General features: G+C 66.4%; 17 protein-coding genes. 10 read left to right on the top strand and 7 right to left on the bottom strand.

Features of this window, described 5'->3' with window-relative positions:
- Window positions 1–156: 156 nt before the first annotated feature.
- From ATJ93_RS13020 to ATJ93_RS12990, 7 genes are all read left to right on the top strand, one after another.
- Window positions 157–639 carry a deoxyuridine 5'-triphosphate nucleotidohydrolase gene (locus tag ATJ93_RS13020; RefSeq protein ID WP_120245041.1) on the top strand — a complete coding sequence of 161 codons (483 nt, stop codon included), beginning with the start codon at window positions 157–159 and terminating at the stop codon, window positions 637–639.
- Between the two features lie 216 nt (window positions 640–855).
- A complete protein-coding gene (locus ATJ93_RS13015; RefSeq protein ID WP_120245040.1) occupies window positions 856–1,416 on the top strand; it encodes a metal-dependent hydrolase in 561 nt (186 codons plus the stop codon).
- A 122-nt stretch (window positions 1,417–1,538) separates the two neighbouring features.
- The gene (locus ATJ93_RS13010) at window positions 1,539–2,003 is read left to right on the top strand and encodes a copper resistance protein CopD (RefSeq protein WP_120245039.1); all 465 of its coding nucleotides are present in this window, start codon (window positions 1,539–1,541) and stop codon (window positions 2,001–2,003) included.
- A 181-nt stretch (window positions 2,004–2,184) separates the two neighbouring features.
- Entirely contained in the window at window positions 2,185–2,619 is a 435-nt protein-coding gene (locus tag ATJ93_RS13005; protein ID WP_211334064.1) for a hypothetical protein, read from the top strand.
- 179 nt (window positions 2,620–2,798) lie between these two features.
- Window positions 2,799–3,698, top strand: coding sequence for a phosphogluconate dehydrogenase (NAD(+)-dependent, decarboxylating) (gnd, locus tag ATJ93_RS13000; protein WP_120245038.1), 900 nt, complete (start codon window positions 2,799–2,801; stop codon window positions 3,696–3,698).
- A 343-nt stretch (window positions 3,699–4,041) separates the two neighbouring features.
- Complete coding sequence (locus tag ATJ93_RS12995; protein WP_120245037.1) at window positions 4,042–5,268, top strand: orc1/cdc6 family replication initiation protein; 1,227 nt, start codon at window positions 4,042–4,044, stop codon at window positions 5,266–5,268.
- Between the two features lie 470 nt (window positions 5,269–5,738).
- The gene (locus tag ATJ93_RS12990) at window positions 5,739–7,181 is read left to right on the top strand and encodes an HNH endonuclease (RefSeq protein WP_120245036.1); all 1,443 of its coding nucleotides are present in this window, start codon (window positions 5,739–5,741) and stop codon (window positions 7,179–7,181) included.
- Window positions 7,182–7,217: 36 nt separating this feature from the next.
- On the opposite strand, the gene ATJ93_RS12985 is transcribed toward ATJ93_RS12990, so the two are convergent.
- Window positions 7,218–8,465 carry a hypothetical protein gene (locus ATJ93_RS12985; protein WP_120245035.1) on the bottom strand — a complete coding sequence of 416 codons (1,248 nt, stop codon included), beginning with the start codon at window positions 8,463–8,465 and terminating at the stop codon, window positions 7,218–7,220.
- 120 nt (window positions 8,466–8,585) lie between these two features.
- On the opposite strand from ATJ93_RS12985, the gene ATJ93_RS12980 reads away from it, so the two are divergent.
- A complete protein-coding gene (locus tag ATJ93_RS12980) occupies window positions 8,586–8,864 on the top strand; it encodes a hypothetical protein (RefSeq protein ID WP_120245034.1) in 279 nt (92 codons plus the stop codon).
- Between the two features lie 30 nt (window positions 8,865–8,894).
- On the opposite strand, the gene ATJ93_RS23690 is transcribed toward ATJ93_RS12980, so the two are convergent.
- The gene (locus ATJ93_RS23690) at window positions 8,895–9,068 is read right to left on the bottom strand and encodes a hypothetical protein (RefSeq protein ID WP_170155569.1); all 174 of its coding nucleotides are present in this window, start codon (window positions 9,066–9,068) and stop codon (window positions 8,895–8,897) included.
- Window positions 9,069–9,180: 112 nt separating this feature from the next.
- Here ATJ93_RS23690 and ATJ93_RS12975 point away from each other — a divergent pair, with 112 nt between their 5' ends.
- Window positions 9,181–9,594 carry a DCC1-like thiol-disulfide oxidoreductase family protein gene (locus tag ATJ93_RS12975; protein WP_120245033.1) on the top strand — a complete coding sequence of 138 codons (414 nt, stop codon included), beginning with the start codon at window positions 9,181–9,183 and terminating at the stop codon, window positions 9,592–9,594.
- Window positions 9,595–9,670: 76 nt separating this feature from the next.
- Here the strand turns inward: ATJ93_RS12975 and ATJ93_RS12970 are convergent, their stop codons facing one another.
- From ATJ93_RS12970 to ATJ93_RS12960, 3 genes are all read right to left on the bottom strand, one after another.
- The gene (locus ATJ93_RS12970) at window positions 9,671–10,549 is read right to left on the bottom strand and encodes a hypothetical protein (RefSeq protein ID WP_245977558.1); all 879 of its coding nucleotides are present in this window, start codon (window positions 10,547–10,549) and stop codon (window positions 9,671–9,673) included.
- Between the two features lie 319 nt (window positions 10,550–10,868).
- Entirely contained in the window at window positions 10,869–12,350 is a 1,482-nt protein-coding gene (locus ATJ93_RS12965; RefSeq protein ID WP_120245031.1) for a lipase maturation factor family protein, read from the bottom strand.
- A gap of 88 nt (window positions 12,351–12,438) precedes the next feature.
- Complete coding sequence (locus ATJ93_RS12960) at window positions 12,439–13,230, bottom strand: HpcH/HpaI aldolase family protein (protein ID WP_120245030.1); 792 nt, start codon at window positions 13,228–13,230, stop codon at window positions 12,439–12,441.
- 96 nt (window positions 13,231–13,326) lie between these two features.
- Between ATJ93_RS12960 and ATJ93_RS12955 the strand changes: the two genes are divergently transcribed.
- The gene (locus ATJ93_RS12955; RefSeq protein WP_120245029.1) at window positions 13,327–13,854 is read left to right on the top strand and encodes a cupin domain-containing protein; all 528 of its coding nucleotides are present in this window, start codon (window positions 13,327–13,329) and stop codon (window positions 13,852–13,854) included.
- A gap of 21 nt (window positions 13,855–13,875) precedes the next feature.
- On the opposite strand, the gene ATJ93_RS12950 is transcribed toward ATJ93_RS12955, so the two are convergent.
- Together ATJ93_RS12950 and ATJ93_RS12945 are read right to left on the bottom strand one after the other, a co-directional pair.
- A complete protein-coding gene (locus tag ATJ93_RS12950; RefSeq protein WP_120245028.1) occupies window positions 13,876–15,327 on the bottom strand; it encodes a putative sodium/potassium/calcium exchanger in 1,452 nt (483 codons plus the stop codon).
- 151 nt (window positions 15,328–15,478) lie between these two features.
- Window positions 15,479–15,766, bottom strand: coding sequence for an Hsp20/alpha crystallin family protein (locus ATJ93_RS12945; protein WP_120245027.1), 288 nt, complete (start codon window positions 15,764–15,766; stop codon window positions 15,479–15,481).
- Window positions 15,767–15,844 lie beyond the last annotated feature (78 nt).

The following is a 15,844-nucleotide window of genomic DNA, read 5'->3' as shown; positions in this document are numbered from 1 at the left end:
TGCCACACCGGTTCGATGGATACCACGCCCGTCCGAAAGGCGGTAATGCGTGTCGGTGGCAACCGATACGGGTCCCGTCAGCACCCTGCGTGTCGTCCGCTCACGGGGCCGACGCGAACGGACACGCTTTTCTAGACGCTCGCTGCTACTACGGACATGTTCCGTTCCGGTGCGTTCGTCGCCGAGCACGTCTCGCCGACGACCGACGAGCAAGTCCAACCAAACGGCGTCGACCTCACGCTCGACATCGTCTTCGAGCAGTTAGAGCCGGGTCGCATCGGCCGCGACGGCAAGCAGATCGGCGACCGCGTCGCCCGCCCGCTCGAGGAACTCGAGCAGAAAGACCCCGATACGTACTACCTCCCGAAGGGCGCTTACGTCGCTCGCTACAGCGAGCAGATCGAGATTCCCGAGGGCCACATCGGTTTCGTCTACCCGCGCTCGTCGCTGATGCGCAACTCCTGCATGCTCAACACGGCCGTCTGGGACGCCGGCTACGAGGGCCGCGGCGAGGGGCTGTTGCAGGTCCACCACGACATCGAGATCGCACGCGGCGCACGCATCGCCCAACTCGTCTTCGCCGAGGCAGACCACGAGAGCGTCTACGACGGCAGTTACCAGGGCGAGAACCTCGAGTAACTCGACGGAGACGCGAGTCGTCCATCCGCCCGTCGCAGGTCGTCCGTCACTCGTCGACCGTTGCACGTCATTCGCGACTCGTCGCCCGTCCCGGTCACTCGTCACTCGTCGCCCGTCCCGGTCATTCGTCACTCGTCGCCCGTCGATTCCGATCCTCAACGTCCGGGTTTCCGCCTCGCGTACGGTTTTGCCGTTCGCGACCGTACTGCGAATCGCATGATGGCGACCACCCACGTCTTCGCCGCGCTCGCTCTCCTCGCGCCGGTCGCCTACGCCGCCCCCGAGTTCGCGACGCCGCTGGCCGTCGGTGCCGTCCTCGGCGGTCTCGCGCCCGATTTCGACCTGCCGCTCGAGCACCGGCGAACCTTTCACTTCCCGGTTCTCGGACTTCTGGTCGCCGTCCCGACCACCGTGCTTGCAACCGTGGCTCCCTCGAGTGCGACGATCGCTCTCGCGTCGTTCGCCGTCGCCGCCTGGCTCCACGCCGCCAGCGACGCGATCGGCGGCGGCCCGGAGATGGATCCGTGGAACGGGCGCACCGAGCGGGCGGTGTACGACCACGCCCGCAGGCGGTGGATCCGTCCGCAGCGCTGGATCCGCTACGACGGCGCCCCGGAGGACGCTGCGCTCGCGATCGGACTCGCGGTCCCCGCGCTCGTCGTCTACGACGGCTGGGTGACGGCCGTGCCACTCGTCGGGATCGTCGTTTCTCTCGCGTACGCGCTGGTTCGGCGCCGACTGGTCGACTGGACCGCCGACTGGAACTGGCTCGAGTGAATCGCTGTCGTCGCGATTCTCGAGCGGAAGCCGTGAGCCGCAACCCGCGCGCCTCGCCCGTCACCGATGCCATCGTCGGCGCAAGTCGGAACGCTGATACCATCGCTGTTCGAGCCACCGGTATGATCGATACGTTTCTCGCACGGACGGCACACTTAGTGTTCGCCGCGCTCTGGGCCGGCAGCGTCTTCTACGTCGCGTTCGTCGTGCTGCCGCTCGCCCGCGACGGCGAGTTCAACACGACGCGCCCGCTCGAGGTGATTTCGGGGAAACTCACGACGATTTCGCGGATCAGTTCGCTCGTCCTGCTGCTTTCCGGCGGGCACCTCGCTGGTCGGGGATACACGTTCGAGAGCCTCGCCGGGACGACGAACGGCCGGCTCGTGCTCGTGATGGTCGGCCTCTGGCTGGTCCTGACCGGTCTCGTCGAAGTCGGCGGGAAGCGCCTCGAGTCGGGACTCAACGGGAAGAAACTGCGCGAGCCCGCCGCCAACGTGCTGGGGCTCTACCGCGTGGCGGCCGTCGTCGGGATCGCGCTCCTCGTGGTCGCGGGCGTGATCACGTCGGGCGTTGCAGCGTCTCTCTAACGCTCCGGGACACGGTCCGAACATTGGGGCAGTCGTTCGCCAGTCGTTCAAACGATCGTCGGACGACGAACGACCGTCCGACAGCGAACTGACCGCCCGGTGGATTCCGCACGATCTGTTCAACAGCTATCAAACATTCTTGCGAAAGATACTTAGTCGGTTACTGTAACGTACTCCCATGATGTTCAGGGGCAAAGAAATCGCACTGTCGCTGCTCGCGGTCGGGACGGCCGCGGTCGCCGGCTACGTGCTTCAATCCGAGCGATCACAGACGGGCGCCGCGCGGTCGAAGGCCGACCTCGGCGCGCGGATCGTCGGGCCCAGCGAGGTGCCCGACGGTGCAACCATCGTCGACGCGTCGTCCCGCCAGCTCGACGAGATTCCGGGCGCACGACGCGCGCTCCAGCGGGCCGTTCGCAACGACGCCGCCGACGAGTGGGAGCACGTGACCCTCGAGCAGGACGGCGCCTGGTCGGTCGTCGACCGAATTCGCGGTTCGCTGCCGTACTACGACGGAAGCGGCCACGAGTACAACGGCGTCTACGTTCACTACAAGGATCAGATCGTCGTGCTCGACGCGATCGGCTGGGCGCGGTTGCAGGAACCGCTGCAGTAGTCCGGTAGCCGGGTGTCCGCACGCGTTCGGTGGCGACCGTTCTGCGGAATTCCGTTCGGGCTCCGTTCGTAGCCGTCAGTTCTTCTCTCTTTCTCGTGTGCAGTTCCTCGAGGTTCCGACCGACGGCTTGCGAACGCGGAATCACAACCACTACCACTCACCCCCGCGGAACTCCTCCCATGCAACTGGGCGTAATCGGACTCGGACGCATGGGACAGATCGTGGTCGATCGCACGCTCGAGGCGGGCCACGACGTCGTCGCCTTCGACCTCGACGCGGAAGCCGTCGCGACAGCGGCCGATGCGGGCGCGGAGCCGGCCGACTCCATCGAGGACCTCACGGACCGCCTCGGCGAGGACAAGCGCATCTGGCTGATGGTCCCCGCCGGCGAGGCGGTCGACGCGACGCTCGAGGAACTCGAGCCCCACCTCGACGGCGACGACGTGGTCGTCGACGGCGGCAACTCCTACTTCGAGGACTCCGTGCGCCGCGCCGAGTCCTGCCCCGCAGCCTATCTCGACTGCGGGACCTCCGGCGGCCCCGCGGGGGCGGAACTTGGCTTCTCGCTGATGGTCGGCGGCCCCGAGTGGGCCTACGCGGAACTCGAGCCGGTCTTCGACGCCGTCGCGACGGGGCCGGACGGCCACGAGCGCATGGGACCCGCGGGCTCGGGTCACTACGTCAAGATGATCCACAACGGCGTCGAGTACGCGCTGATGCAAGCCTACGGCGAGGGGTTCGAACTGCTGCACGAGGGGCGGTACGATCTGGACCTCGAGTCGGTCGCCTCCGTCTGGAACAACGGCGCGGTCATCCGCTCGTGGCTGCTGGAACTCTGCGAGGAGGCGTTCCGCGAGGAGGGGTCGGATCTCGGCACCGTCGCCGACCGGGTCGAGGGCGGCTCGACCGGCACCTGGACCGTCCAGGAGGCCTTAGAGCAGGAGGTGCCGCTGCCGCTGATCTACACCGCCCTCGCCGAACGGTTCGGCTCGCGGGCCGACGACGGGCGCTTCTCGCGGCGTCTGGCGAGTCGGCTCCGGTACGGCTTCGGTCGCCACGAGGTTCCCCGGCGGGAGTAAGGATCTAGCAGGAGCGGGGATCCGCTCGAGTACTAACCATCCCAGACACACCACCGTTGCAAGTGAAACTGTGTGACGGTGGGTAGGGGAGCGGGGGAGACGGTAGTTCGACGGTCGGTCGACGATCTATCGAAACTGGTGAAGGCCACGATATGGCGCCAGTATGGCCTAATTCGACAGTTTGGCCACTCTCGAGGATTTGTCAGCGTTTTAGATGAAATCGTGGACTGCTCTTCCTTCTAGTCCCTCGAATACTAGCTTCACGTGAAACAGTGGTGTGTCTGAGTTCACTTGCATCAGATGAAAAAGTGGTTTTAAATAGTACTTCTCTCTTGGTAGGGGTATGCCTCGGTTCGAGCGGAAGCAGAACATCTTCAGAAACAAGGACGCCCTGGGGGAGTCGTATCAGCCCGAACGGATCGAAGAACGGGACGAGGAGATCGAGGCCTACATGGACGCGCTCCAGCCCATCATCGACGGCTGGGAACCGAACAACATCTTTCTCTACGGGAACACCGGCGTCGGGAAGACCGCGGTCACCGAATACCTCCTCGACGTTCTGCAGGAGGACGTCACCGAGTACGACGACGTCGATCTCTCCGTTCTTAGCGTCAACTGCAAGACCCTGAACTCCTCCTACCAGGTCGCGATCGAACTCGTCAACACCCTCCGCCCCGACGGCGCCGAAATCAGTACGACGGGCTACCCCCAACAGACCGTCTTCAAGAAACTCTACAGCGAACTCGAGGCGCTCGGCGGCACGGTCGTCATCGTCTTGGACGAGATCGACTCGATCGGCGACCGCGACGAACTGCTCTACGAACTCCCCCGCGCCCGCTCGAACGGCTACCTCGAGGCGACGAAGGTCGGCCTCATCGGGATCAGCAACGACTTCAAGTTCCGCGAGCAGCTCGATCCGCGGGTGCAGGACACCCTCTGCGAGCGCGAACTGCAGTTTCCGCCCTACGAGGCCGACGAACTGACCAACATCCTCGAGTCTCGAGCCGAGGTCGCCATCGCCGAGGACGCCTGTGAGACCGGCGTCCTCAATCTCTGTGCCGCACTCGCGGCCCGCGACAGCGGGAGCGCACGGCAGGCGCTCGACTTGCTCCGGCTCGCGGGCGAAGTCGCGGAGAACAACGACGACGAGATCATCCGCGAGGACCACGTCGATCAGGCCCGCTCCAAACTCGAGCAGGAACGCGTCGAGGAGGGGATGCGGGAACTGACGACCCACGGTCGCCTCGCCCTGCTGGCGGTCGTCTCGAAGGCGGCCAAGGAGTCGACGCCCTGCCGGACGCGGGAACTCTATCAGGAGTACGAGACGCTCTGCGAGTCCTCCGGCACTGACTCGCTCGCCCAGCGCTCGGTGCACAACCACCTCTCGGACCTCCGGATGCTCGGCATCCTCTCCGCGAAGGAAAATCGCAGCGGCTCTCGGGGCAACTACTACAGCTACGAACTCGACGTTCCCTTCTCGAGCGCCGTGGACGCGATGGCGGACGTGCTCTACCTCGACGACGAGATCGAGACGATTCGCGACATCGCCCGGATGAACGGGGTCGCCTGAGTCGGCCCCGTTGCCACACCACTCTTTCGAGTGAACGGGACGTACTGCCACGCTGTCTTCGGTCTTCACTTGCAACAGTGGTGTCTCCGAAGGGGTCTCGATGCACCGAATTTCCACGTCTCGAGGCTGAGTTCCCCGTCTCGAGTCAATCGGACTCGAGGACGGACCGCGTTCCCCCCGCGCGGACTCGACTCGAGTTTCACGTGCATCGGTGGTGTGGGTCGTTCACATGAACGAGTGGTGGGGATCGGTCGCGCGTACTTGTGTATTTGTGTCTGAATCACAATTCACTTGCAGCGGTGGTGTGTTCTCACAAGCGACGATTGGAGGCGGTGCACGGCGGTTCGATCTCTCACCACTCCACTCTCATCCTCTCACCACTCCACTCTCATCACTCCAAATCAGTCTCCCCTCGCTAGTTACCACGTATTTTATACGAACCCCCACACACGGGACGAGTATCAACACGGATGGGAGGAGGAAAACGCACCATCGCGGTTCGATTCTTCGGCGGCGCGGGGAACTACACCGACGTCCTCGAGCGCTTCTGCAAATTCGTCCTCGCGGAATCCCCGTCCGAAGCGGCGGCGATCGACTGGCTCGAATCGAACACACGGGCGACCAGCGACGACGGGATTCGGCGCCGACTCACGTTTCTCGAGGGCATCGAACTGCTCGAGATCGAGCGCGACCCCGACCGCGTTCGACTCACCCAGCGCGGCATGGCGTGGCTCTCCGAGACTGATCCCGCGGTGCTCTACGAACTCCTCGCGGAGCACGTTCGCGGGTTCGACACGCTTCTCGAGGAACTCCTCGACGGCCCGGAGACGGACGCCGAGTTGGGTGACGCGATCGAATCCGAGCACGCCGAGGTCGACTGGAACGATTCCTCCGGCCCCGCACAACACCGCGGCTGGCTGCAGAGCCTCGGCTACGTCGACCGATCCGACGGCCTGAACTCGCTCACCGACGCCGGGCGAGAACTGGCCCGCCGTCGTACGGCCGACGCTCCCGATCTCGAGCGCGGCGAGTTCTACACGCAGTCCGAACTCGAGGCGGCGCTCGGTACGAACTTCGGCGCGTACATCAAGGGAATCAACCCCCGAACGGACGAGAACGGCGACCTCGAATTCATCGTCGTCAAAGCCCGCGAAGATGGGCCGTACGGCGACGACCTCGCCGACGAGCGGTTCACCTACATCGGTGAGGGACTGCCCGAAAAGGGCGACCAGCGCCCGACGGCCGCGAACAACGCGCTCGTCGAGCAAGCCGATCGATCGACCGTCCCCGTCTACTTCTTCTACCACCCCGCGGACCGCGACGAACTCCGATACGAGGGCCTGGTCGACGTCGTCGACGCCGAGTACGTCTCTCGAGACGGCCGCATGGTATACGAGTTCACGATGGAACGGCTCGACCTCGAGCACCCGGCAGCGTTCGAGGCGCTTACGGAATCGGTCACCGAAGACGTGGACGACGATACCGATGAACCGCCGCTGACTGACGACGACGAGGAGTATACGACCGTTCAACGGCGCGTCCGCTCGAGCGCCTTCCGAACTGAAGTCAAATCAGCGTACGAGCACCGCTGTGCGATCTGCGGCACCTCGCGAGAGGCACCGGACGGCACGCGCGATATCGAGGCCGCGCACATCTACCCGAAGCGCGAGAACGGCCGCGACGCCGTCCGGAACGGACTCGCCCTCTGTCGGCTCCACCACTGGGCGTTCGACGCCGGCTGGCTGGCGATTGCGGACGACTACCGCGTACTGGTCGCCGACCGGCCGGACCTCGAGGGCTACGAGGAGTTCGCCGCGCTCGAGGACGAGCCGCTGCAACTCCCCGCCGACGAGGATAAACGCCCGCACGCAGCATTCCTCGCTGCACACCGAGAACGACACGGATTCGAGTAGCTCCCTGGCTCTCGTCGGATGCTGGATCGGACCGGACTACACCGGCTCCCGAAGCGCCCACGCGTCCTCGAGCGGCTCGAGCCGACTGGGCTCCTTCCCGCGCTCCGTCAAAATGCCGGTGTGGTACAGCATCGCCTTCAACTGGAACACCGTCGGCGAGTGGTAGACCGCGCCGTCCTCGAGCGCCGCCCGCCGCAACTCCCCGTCTTCGGTCAGCACGCGGCTTCGAACATCGTCGTCGCCGCGGACGAACAGTTCGACGGTGAAGGTCGGATGTAATTCGTGGAGGTACTCGACGACGTCCACGAGCGACGGCTCCGGAATCCCGTCCTCGTGCATGTGCTGCAGTTCCGTCACCAGCAGCTCCGTGGCCGGATACTCGAACACGACGCGTCGGGCGAGCTGTCCCCACTGCGGCGCGAGGTCGACGAACCGCTTCGGCGATCCGTACCACTCCTCGAACTCCGCGAGCGCCGACTCGACGGATCCGTAGCGGGCCGTCGCGAACCGGACGACCTCCTGGCCGAGCGAGGTCAGTTCGACGCGCGGGCCGTCCTCGATCAGTCCCAGAAACGCGGCCCCCTGCTTGGCCGCGTCGACCGCGCTCACGACGTCGTACGCCGACAGCAACCCCGCGGTATCGCCGTCGGCGTAGTGCGCCAGCGGATAGCCGAGGTAGTTCTTCGGATGGTTCAGCCCGAACGAGGCGTCGGCCACGCCCTGCGCGCCGGCCTGGAAGCGAAGCGCCGTCGCCTCGGTCGACGTCCGATTGCCGACCACCCGCGCGGTCTCGAGCACCTCGACCTCGCCGGTCGCGTCGACGCCGAGCACGCCGACGTTCAGTTCCCGCGCGAGCGTACGGTCCGTCTCCGCGATCGTGTCGATCGGTGCGGCGAAGTACGCCGCGTTGGCCTCGTGGAGCCGATCGTACGCCTGTACGATCCCGAGTTCCGTGTCGACGCCGCTGCTGGTGTCGCCTTTCGCCTCGATGGCGATCAGCGGCGGCTCGTCGCCGACCCGCTCGACGGCGACCAGTTCGGACTCGAGGTCGCGCACGCCAACGAGATCGGGAAAGCCGCCGCCGATCTCGACGTGGTTGAACGGAGCGAGCCGGTCGCGGATCGCCGGTTCGATGGGTTGGCCGGGCAGCCACTCGTTCTGCGAGAACTGCGTGTCAGCGACGACGTACGAGGGCGCCGCGTCGTCGGTATCGTCCGGGAAGAGCCGCCGCTTGGTGTGGGCCAGCACTTGCGGTTCCGACAGCGACCGGGCCGCGCTGCTCATGGCTCCTCGATTCGTCACACCGCACAATAATGTTCCGGCGGCAGATCGGTTCGGAGTCGGCCGAGACTCCTCTCCGTCGGGCATCGGGGATTATTGTCTCCACGCATCGTCTCGGTCCATATGGGAGTGCGCGTACACCTCAGCGATTGGGACGCCGTCCGCGAGCAGCTGCGTCGGTTCGGCGAACCCGGCGACGTGACCGCCGACGGCGAGCGAATCCGGGTCGAATTCGGATCCGCACACGTCGAAATTTCCCGGACTGGACGCGTCAGCACCAGCATGCCGTTACACGACTTCGAGCGAGACGGACCGGTCGACCTCGTCGTCGACCACGAAGCGGGCTCGCTCACGGTCGAGGGCGACGACGTGAGCTACACGTTCAGACGGCCCGGCGGCTGAGGGCACCGGGCCACTTACTCAATCGAACGCTCACCCGTACTCGAGTTCGCTGCCGATTCCGGCGAAGACGCTCGCGGCGCCGAGTAGCGCGAGACCGACTCCCGAAATCCAGACGGCCGAGCCGCGAGCGAAAAGCGCAGCGAGCCAGAGGCCGGCGACCAGGGCGAGCCCGCCGGCGACGATCAACTGCACGAACCGCTCCATACGAGTGCCTTCTCGAGGGCGGTCCAAGTAGGTCGGTGGTCCGGTCGGTGAACGCGTCGGGACTCGTTAAATCGAAGTCAAGCGTTTGTGTCCGCGGCCCGTGTATCCGCCCATGGCCGAATCCGATGCCGAAGCAACGCTCGTCTACGACGACGACTGCGGCTTCTGTACGTGGTGGGCCGAGTACTTCGACGACCGAACGAACGACATCCGTATCGTCGGCTTCAGCGACCTCACGCCCGAACTGCGCGAGCAACTGCCCGAACACTACGAGGCGTGTTCGCACCTGGTGACCGACGAGGGCGTCTACTCCTGTGGCGCCTCGATCGAGGAGACGCTCGCCCGCGTCGAAGGCGGCGGCGTCCGCGACGTAATCGATTTCGTCCGCAACTTCGAGGATTACGGCCGTCTCCGCGAGACCGGCTACCGCTGGGTCGCGGACAACCGCGATCTGTGGGGCCGTCTCGTCTCGAAGACGCCGCCGGCGAGGCGGGAGTCGGAGTCCGAATCGAACGACGAGCGGTGACTCCCGGTGGATCGGTCTACCTTCCGGTCTACACTCGAGCGCACACCCAAAAAATGGCCTCGAGTAGGTATAGCGGCTACTCGATCTCGACCGTCCACTCGCCGTCGGACTTGACCGAGAGGTAGCCGACGCCCTCGAACTCGAACTCGGAGGGGTTCTCGATGCTGTTCTCGTGGAACACGAAGATGGGATCGTCCGATATCGGGTAGATATCGGCGATGACCCGCTCCCCGTCGTACTCGCCGGACGGCTGGTGCGAACCGTCGAATTCGAACGGCCCGTGGACTTCGTTGCCGGAGCCGTCGACGGAGATCGGCGGCTCCTCGCCGCTCTCGTCGCGCGGCTGGCTGATCGTCACTTCCCAATCGCCGTCGGCGACGACGCTGAGGACGTACGTCCCCTCGACGACGGGGTGGGCCGTCTGCCCCTCGTACTCGCCCGACGAGTCGACGAACTCCGATTTGACGAACACGACGGGCTCCGGCTCGTCTTCAGATTCGTCGTCCGCGGCCTCCGCGTCGTCGGTATCGGTTTCCGCCTCGTCGTCCGTCGCGTTTCGCTCGTCGTCGGTATCGGAGCCGTCTTGATCGTCTTCGGCGAGGCGTTCTTCGGGAATGAGCCGGACTTCGAACTCGTCGTCACCGTCCTCGCTCTCGTTATCATCGGCCTCCCCATCATCGCCTTCGTCACTACTGCGCTCGTACGTTGCGTCGATGACGGTGAGGCCGCCCTCGATGGAGACGTCCTCGATGGCCTCGTTCCCGCTCCCGGAGAACTCCTGATCCTCGGGTTCGTCCGTGGACTCGTCGTCCTCCCCATCCTCGTCATCCTCGCTATCGCCGTTTCCGTCCGCGGACGTCTCCGTGTCGGTGTCGGTCTCGTTGTCCGTTTCGTTCCCGTCGTCCTCGGCCGCTTCGTTGGTGCAGCCGGCCAGCGGGAGTGTGAGTCCGCCCAATGCTGTCAGTTGTACGACGCGTCGTCGTTTCATCCGACCCGTCGATACGGCAACTCACAATGTAAGAAATGGGCGCGTTGCCGACTGATAAGCCGCCTGTACGATTTTCCGGTGCGTTTCACCGGCCTGATACTCGATGGCTACGTTCCGTAGCGGCCCGCTTTGCAGTCCCGTTCAACCGCACACTACCGGTGCTCGACGCCGCTGCGCCTTAGCGCTCTACTGTCGGGTATCAATTCGGACCTACACGTAGATTCGATGACGATTCCGGGTCTCGAGGCGGCTCGAGTCGCGACACGCTGCGAACGACGCTCGCCGATCACCGAAGCGGCCGTCGGCGCAGTCGCACCTCGGACGACGAAACCGCGGAGACGTAGATGCCGACGCGCTCTCGGTGCCACCAGCGTCCGGTTTCGGCCCGTTCCTCGGGCGTCGTGTACCGATAGCGGTAGCGAATTGCGCGCACGTATTCGGGCGTCTCGCCCGTCTCCGCGAACGGATCCGCGGCGAGTAGTCCCCGTACGGCGTCGTCGCCCTCGAGCAGCTTCTCGAGCAGGCGCAGAAACCACGGGCGCCGCGGCGACGGGCTCATCGCGGCGAACCAGAGCTGCCAGTCGAGCCGCAGGTGGTAGGGGGCGATCTGAGGCGGCCGGCGCTCGGGGTCGGTCGGCTTCCCCTTGAACCGATACTCGCGCCACTCGGTGTCCTCGCTAATTTCGTCGTCGGTCGTCCCCTCGATCACGACCTCGTAGCGGTCGCGGGTGATCGAGCCGAACGCGCCGTAGGTGTTGACCAAATGCAGCGGATCGAACGCCGTGTTCATCGTCTGGCTCCGCGAGAGCATGTTCCGCGCCGGTCGCACGCTCAGCGCGAGGACGAACACCGCGAGCAGGATCGAAAGCACCTCGAGGTACAGGGGCGTCGCGGTCGCCTCGGGTGCGGCGATCGGCTGCTGGAGTAGGAACACGGCCTCGAGGACGCCGTCGCTGAAGGTCGCGACGGCGAGGACGATCGTGAGCGCGTTCAGCCACGCGAAGTTACCGGTGAGCACGAGCCAGCCCATGAAGCCGATCGTTGCGGCGCCCGCAACGGACGACCAGGGCTGGGGCGCGAAGTAGAGAAACGGGATCAGGAGCTCGACGACGTGGTTCCCGAACGTCTCTACGCGGTGGAACCGATCCGGAAGGTGGTGGGCGAACCAGCTGAGTGGGTTCGGAATCGGCTGAGTCTCGTAGTGGTAGTCCATGCAACTCAGGTCGCGCCAGCACTCGTCCCCGCGGAGCTTGATCAGCCCCGCGCCGAACATATTGCGAAAGAGCACCCACTGGAGGAGGACGAGCACGACGACCGGCGGCGCCGCGCTCCCGGCGCCCAGAAAGACCGCCAGGAAGCCGGTCTCGAGCAGCATCGACTCCCAGCCGTAGCCGTAGAAGACCTGCCCGGCGTTGACGAACGAGAGGTACAGCGCCCACAGCGCGGCCCACAGCACCATCGAGGCGGGCGTCGCGTAGGCGTCGGGCACGATCGGCCAGTACGGCGCGGCCAGCAGCGCCAGCACAGAGAGCGCGACGCCGGTCCAGGCCGCGAGACCGATGACCCGGTCGCTCGGATAAAAATAGAAGAGGCTCGGCCGATCCCGGAACGAGACGCCCTCGACGTACCGCTCGAGGGGCAGCAGGCCGTTCTCGCCGGCCAGCGGCCGGAACTGGAAGGCGGCGACGAGGAAGGCCAGCAGGTACAGCAGGGCGAGTCCCCGCTGGAACAGGAAGCGGACGAGCCAGAACCCCTCGCCGTGGAGCATATCCGAGTGTGAGTCTCCGAACGGGAAAAGGCGTGACGGGACCGCTCGAGCGCTCGAGTCCGATTCGCCGTCGTCCGGCGACCGCCCGCTACCGTTCGCCCTCGTACTCGTTGAACCACGAACGGACGACGCCCTGCAGCGCGCCAGTCGTGCTCCCCAGATTCAGGATCTGGTAGCCCGCTTCGGCCTTCTCGTTGACGTCGTCCATGCCGAATCCGAGCCCGCCGAGGGGGACGCCGGCCTCGAGCGCCCGCTCGCGGATCTCGTCGACGTGTTCCTCGACGTCGTCGTGGGTCGGCTCGCCGGGATGGCCCGTCGAGACCGCGAGGTCGAGCGGGCCGGCGAAGACGAAGCCGAGTTCGGGGACCGACAGAATCTCCTCGAGGTTCTCGACCGCCGTCGGGTTCTCGATCGTGACGCCGACGACGATCTCCTCGTCTTCCGTCGCCGCGTAATCGTCGGTCGTCCCCCACCGACTCGCGCGGGGCGCGGCGAAGCCGCGCTTGCCGGGTTCGCCGTCGTAGGTGAACCGCGCGGCCTCGACGGCCCGCCGGACCTCCTCGGCCGTCTCGATCCGCGAGACGAACACGTTTCGGGCGCCCGCGTCCAGCGTCTTCCGGACCATCCCCGGATCGGGCTCGGGCAGGCGCACGAGCAGTTCCGTGCCGGAAACGTCCGCCGCTCGGAGCAACTCCTCCATGCGCCCGCCGTCGAACGGACTCGGGCCGGCGTGCTCGAGGTCGATCCAGACGAAATCGAGGCCGAGTTCGCCGTAGAACTCGACCAGCGTCGGGGAGTAGGTGTTCTCGAGGACGCCGAGCGCGACCTCGTCGGCCTCGAGGGTCTGTCGGAGTACGTTCGTTCGCGGTGACATCGCCATGTAGGGTCGTCGATACCCCCGTCAATAAACCTTCCAGCGGCGTCGGCAGCGTTCCGGCGGCCGAACGACTTTGCGCGGCGACGGTGAACGCCGCCTATGGAGACCGTCTCGATCGACGACCTCGAGCCCGAGCCCGACGACGAGGAGTTGCACACTGACCGGCGCGATATCGCCGCGCCGCTGAACGCCGACCACGTCGCGATCGTCCGGTACGTTCTCGAACCCGGCGAGCGGTTCAGCGGCTCCGTCCACGCTCACGCGGATCAGGAGGAGGTGTTCGTCGTGCTCGAGGGGGAGGCGACGTTCGAGATCGGTGGGGTTGCATCCGAATCCGACTCCGAACCTGAAACCCGAGAGGTCGCCGTCGGCGAAAACGAGGCCATTCGATTCGCGCCGGGCGAGTTCCAGTCCGGCCGCAACGCCGCCGACGAGCAACTGGTCGCACTCGCGCTCGGCGCACCCCGCGAAAGCGAGGACGTTCGCATCTCACAGATTCCGGTGCTGGACGACCGGAGCGTCGACTGTCCGGACTGCGGCCGCGACAACATGCGCATCTCGCGTCGCGAGGATGTCGACTTCGAGTGTCCCGATTGCGACGCGACGCTGTCCCTCGAGGCCGAGTGATCTCCCGCCAGTCTCCGACGATTAGAACCGCCGCTCGAGCACCGTTCCCTCCTCGCCGACGGCGACGGCGCGGTCGGCGCCGATCGAAACGCCCAGCAGCGTCGCATCTGCGTCGGTTTCGATCCGCTCCCACGACGCCGTCTCCGCGGTGCGCTCGTGGATCGCGCCGTCAGCGCCGCAGGCGACCGTCCGATTCCCGCGGCGCGCGAGCCCCGGTAGTGCGACGTCCGCGACCCGTTCGGGCGTCCACGTTCCCGTTCCTGTTCCTGTTCCTGACGCGCCGCCATACCGGTGGACGACGCCGTCGTCCGCGCTCACCAGACAGTCGTCCGGGCCGCCCGTCGCGATATCCTCGAGCGTCCCGTCGGCGCCCTCGAGGCCGATTCGAGCGAACGACCGGCCGCCGTCCGTGGTCTCGAAGACGCCGTCGTTGGTGTCGCAGCAGTAGCCGACCGCGTCGTCGGCGAGCGCGATGCCCGCCAGGCTGGAGCCGCTGCCGGGTTTGACCGGCTCGTCCCACTCGAGAGGCGCCCCGTCGCTTCCGGCGTTGCTTCCGCCTGCGTACCGGCCCCTGAGCACCGCGCCGGAGCCGTTGATCAGTAACACGGTCTCGTCGCCGGCCGATCCGCCGACGGCGAGCCCGAGCAGGTTGTCGGTCAGATCGGCGGGCGCCGTGTGATCGGTGTGGCGGCCCGTCTCGGCGTCGATCCGGCCGACCGCGCCGCTGTCGCCGGCGACCCATACCGCTTCGCCGTCGGCGGTTGCGTCGATACCCCGCAGGTCGTTGTCCTGCGCGGCGGGGCCGGCCTCGAGGACGGTCGTCCACCCCTGCCCGCGGTCCGCGACGACGCAGCCGCCGCTGCCGACCGCGTACGCGTCGCCGGCCTCGGTGACGACCGCGTCGAACAGCGTTTCGGTCGCCGGGACGTCGACGGGTCGCCACTCCCCGTCGTGTTCGTCGGCGTCTTCGCCATCTTCGTCGCCTCGAGCGGGCGTTTCGTTTGACGCCCGCGGGTCGTCGGTTGCCGGCGGCGCTTCGGTCTCGGATTCGGCGGATGCAGTCGCGGTCTCGTCGGCGCTCGCTCTCTCGCTCTCGATTTCTTCGGTTTGACGGGCCTCGACATCGCGCTTGCCGGCAGAGGGGGATTCCTCGAGCGATGGTTCCTCGCGGTCCCGGTCGGATCTCCGTTCAGCGGCTGATTGGGCGCCGGTACTTCCACCGTCGTCGGCCCGTTCGCTGTGCGGTCGGTTGTCTCGAGTCGCGCCGAGCCCGCCAGAGAGGTAGAGCACTACGGGCGGCACGACGTAGGAGCCGAGCGCGAGGACGGCGAACCAGCGGTTGACGAACGTCAGCGTCCCGAACGCCGTAAGCCCGGCCGTCGCGACGGCGTGGACCCACGTCTTCGTGTAGCGGCGAAAGAAGGGGACGAACCCGTCGTCGGCGACCGCCGAGTTGCCCTCGTGCGTGGACATGGCGAGTGAAAGCGTCGTAGACGCTGCTGTCTGCTGTGTGCACGCATTCTCCCGGACTCGCGGCCAAAAGCGTGCTGCAGGCGAGCGCGACCCCCAGCTCCGCTCGAGCGGGTCGTCGCTCGGCGCGTGTTCTTACACCGGCGCTCGAGCGCTACCGCGAGTCCCGCGTCGTCGCGACGGTGACGGTAAGAACGCCGTTGTTGTAGACGGCCGTCCCGTCGGACGCGAACGCGCGGTCGGCCCGCGGCGGCGTCTCCGTCCGATCGTAGACGCGGCCGTGGTGCTCGATGCGGATCCGGAGCCGACTCGAGCCGACCGCGACGGTCACGTCGTCGATCGACGCCGGGAGGGCGTCGACGGCGATCGTCAACTCACCGGTCGATCGGTCGTACGTCCGCTGGGTCGGAAACGCCGATGTAGTCGTGGGAACGGAAGACACGGGACCGGGTTGCAAGGGGTGCCGGAAAGATCCCCGCCTGCACGACTGTCCGCTTGATACTGGCGTCGGATTTCGAGC

Source organism: Halopiger aswanensis (assembly GCF_003610195.1).
Classification (GTDB): Archaea; Halobacteriota; Halobacteria; order Halobacteriales; family Natrialbaceae; genus Halopiger; species Halopiger aswanensis.
Note: the sequence above shows the minus strand (reverse complement) of the source record. Positions and strands in the feature narration are given on the sequence as shown.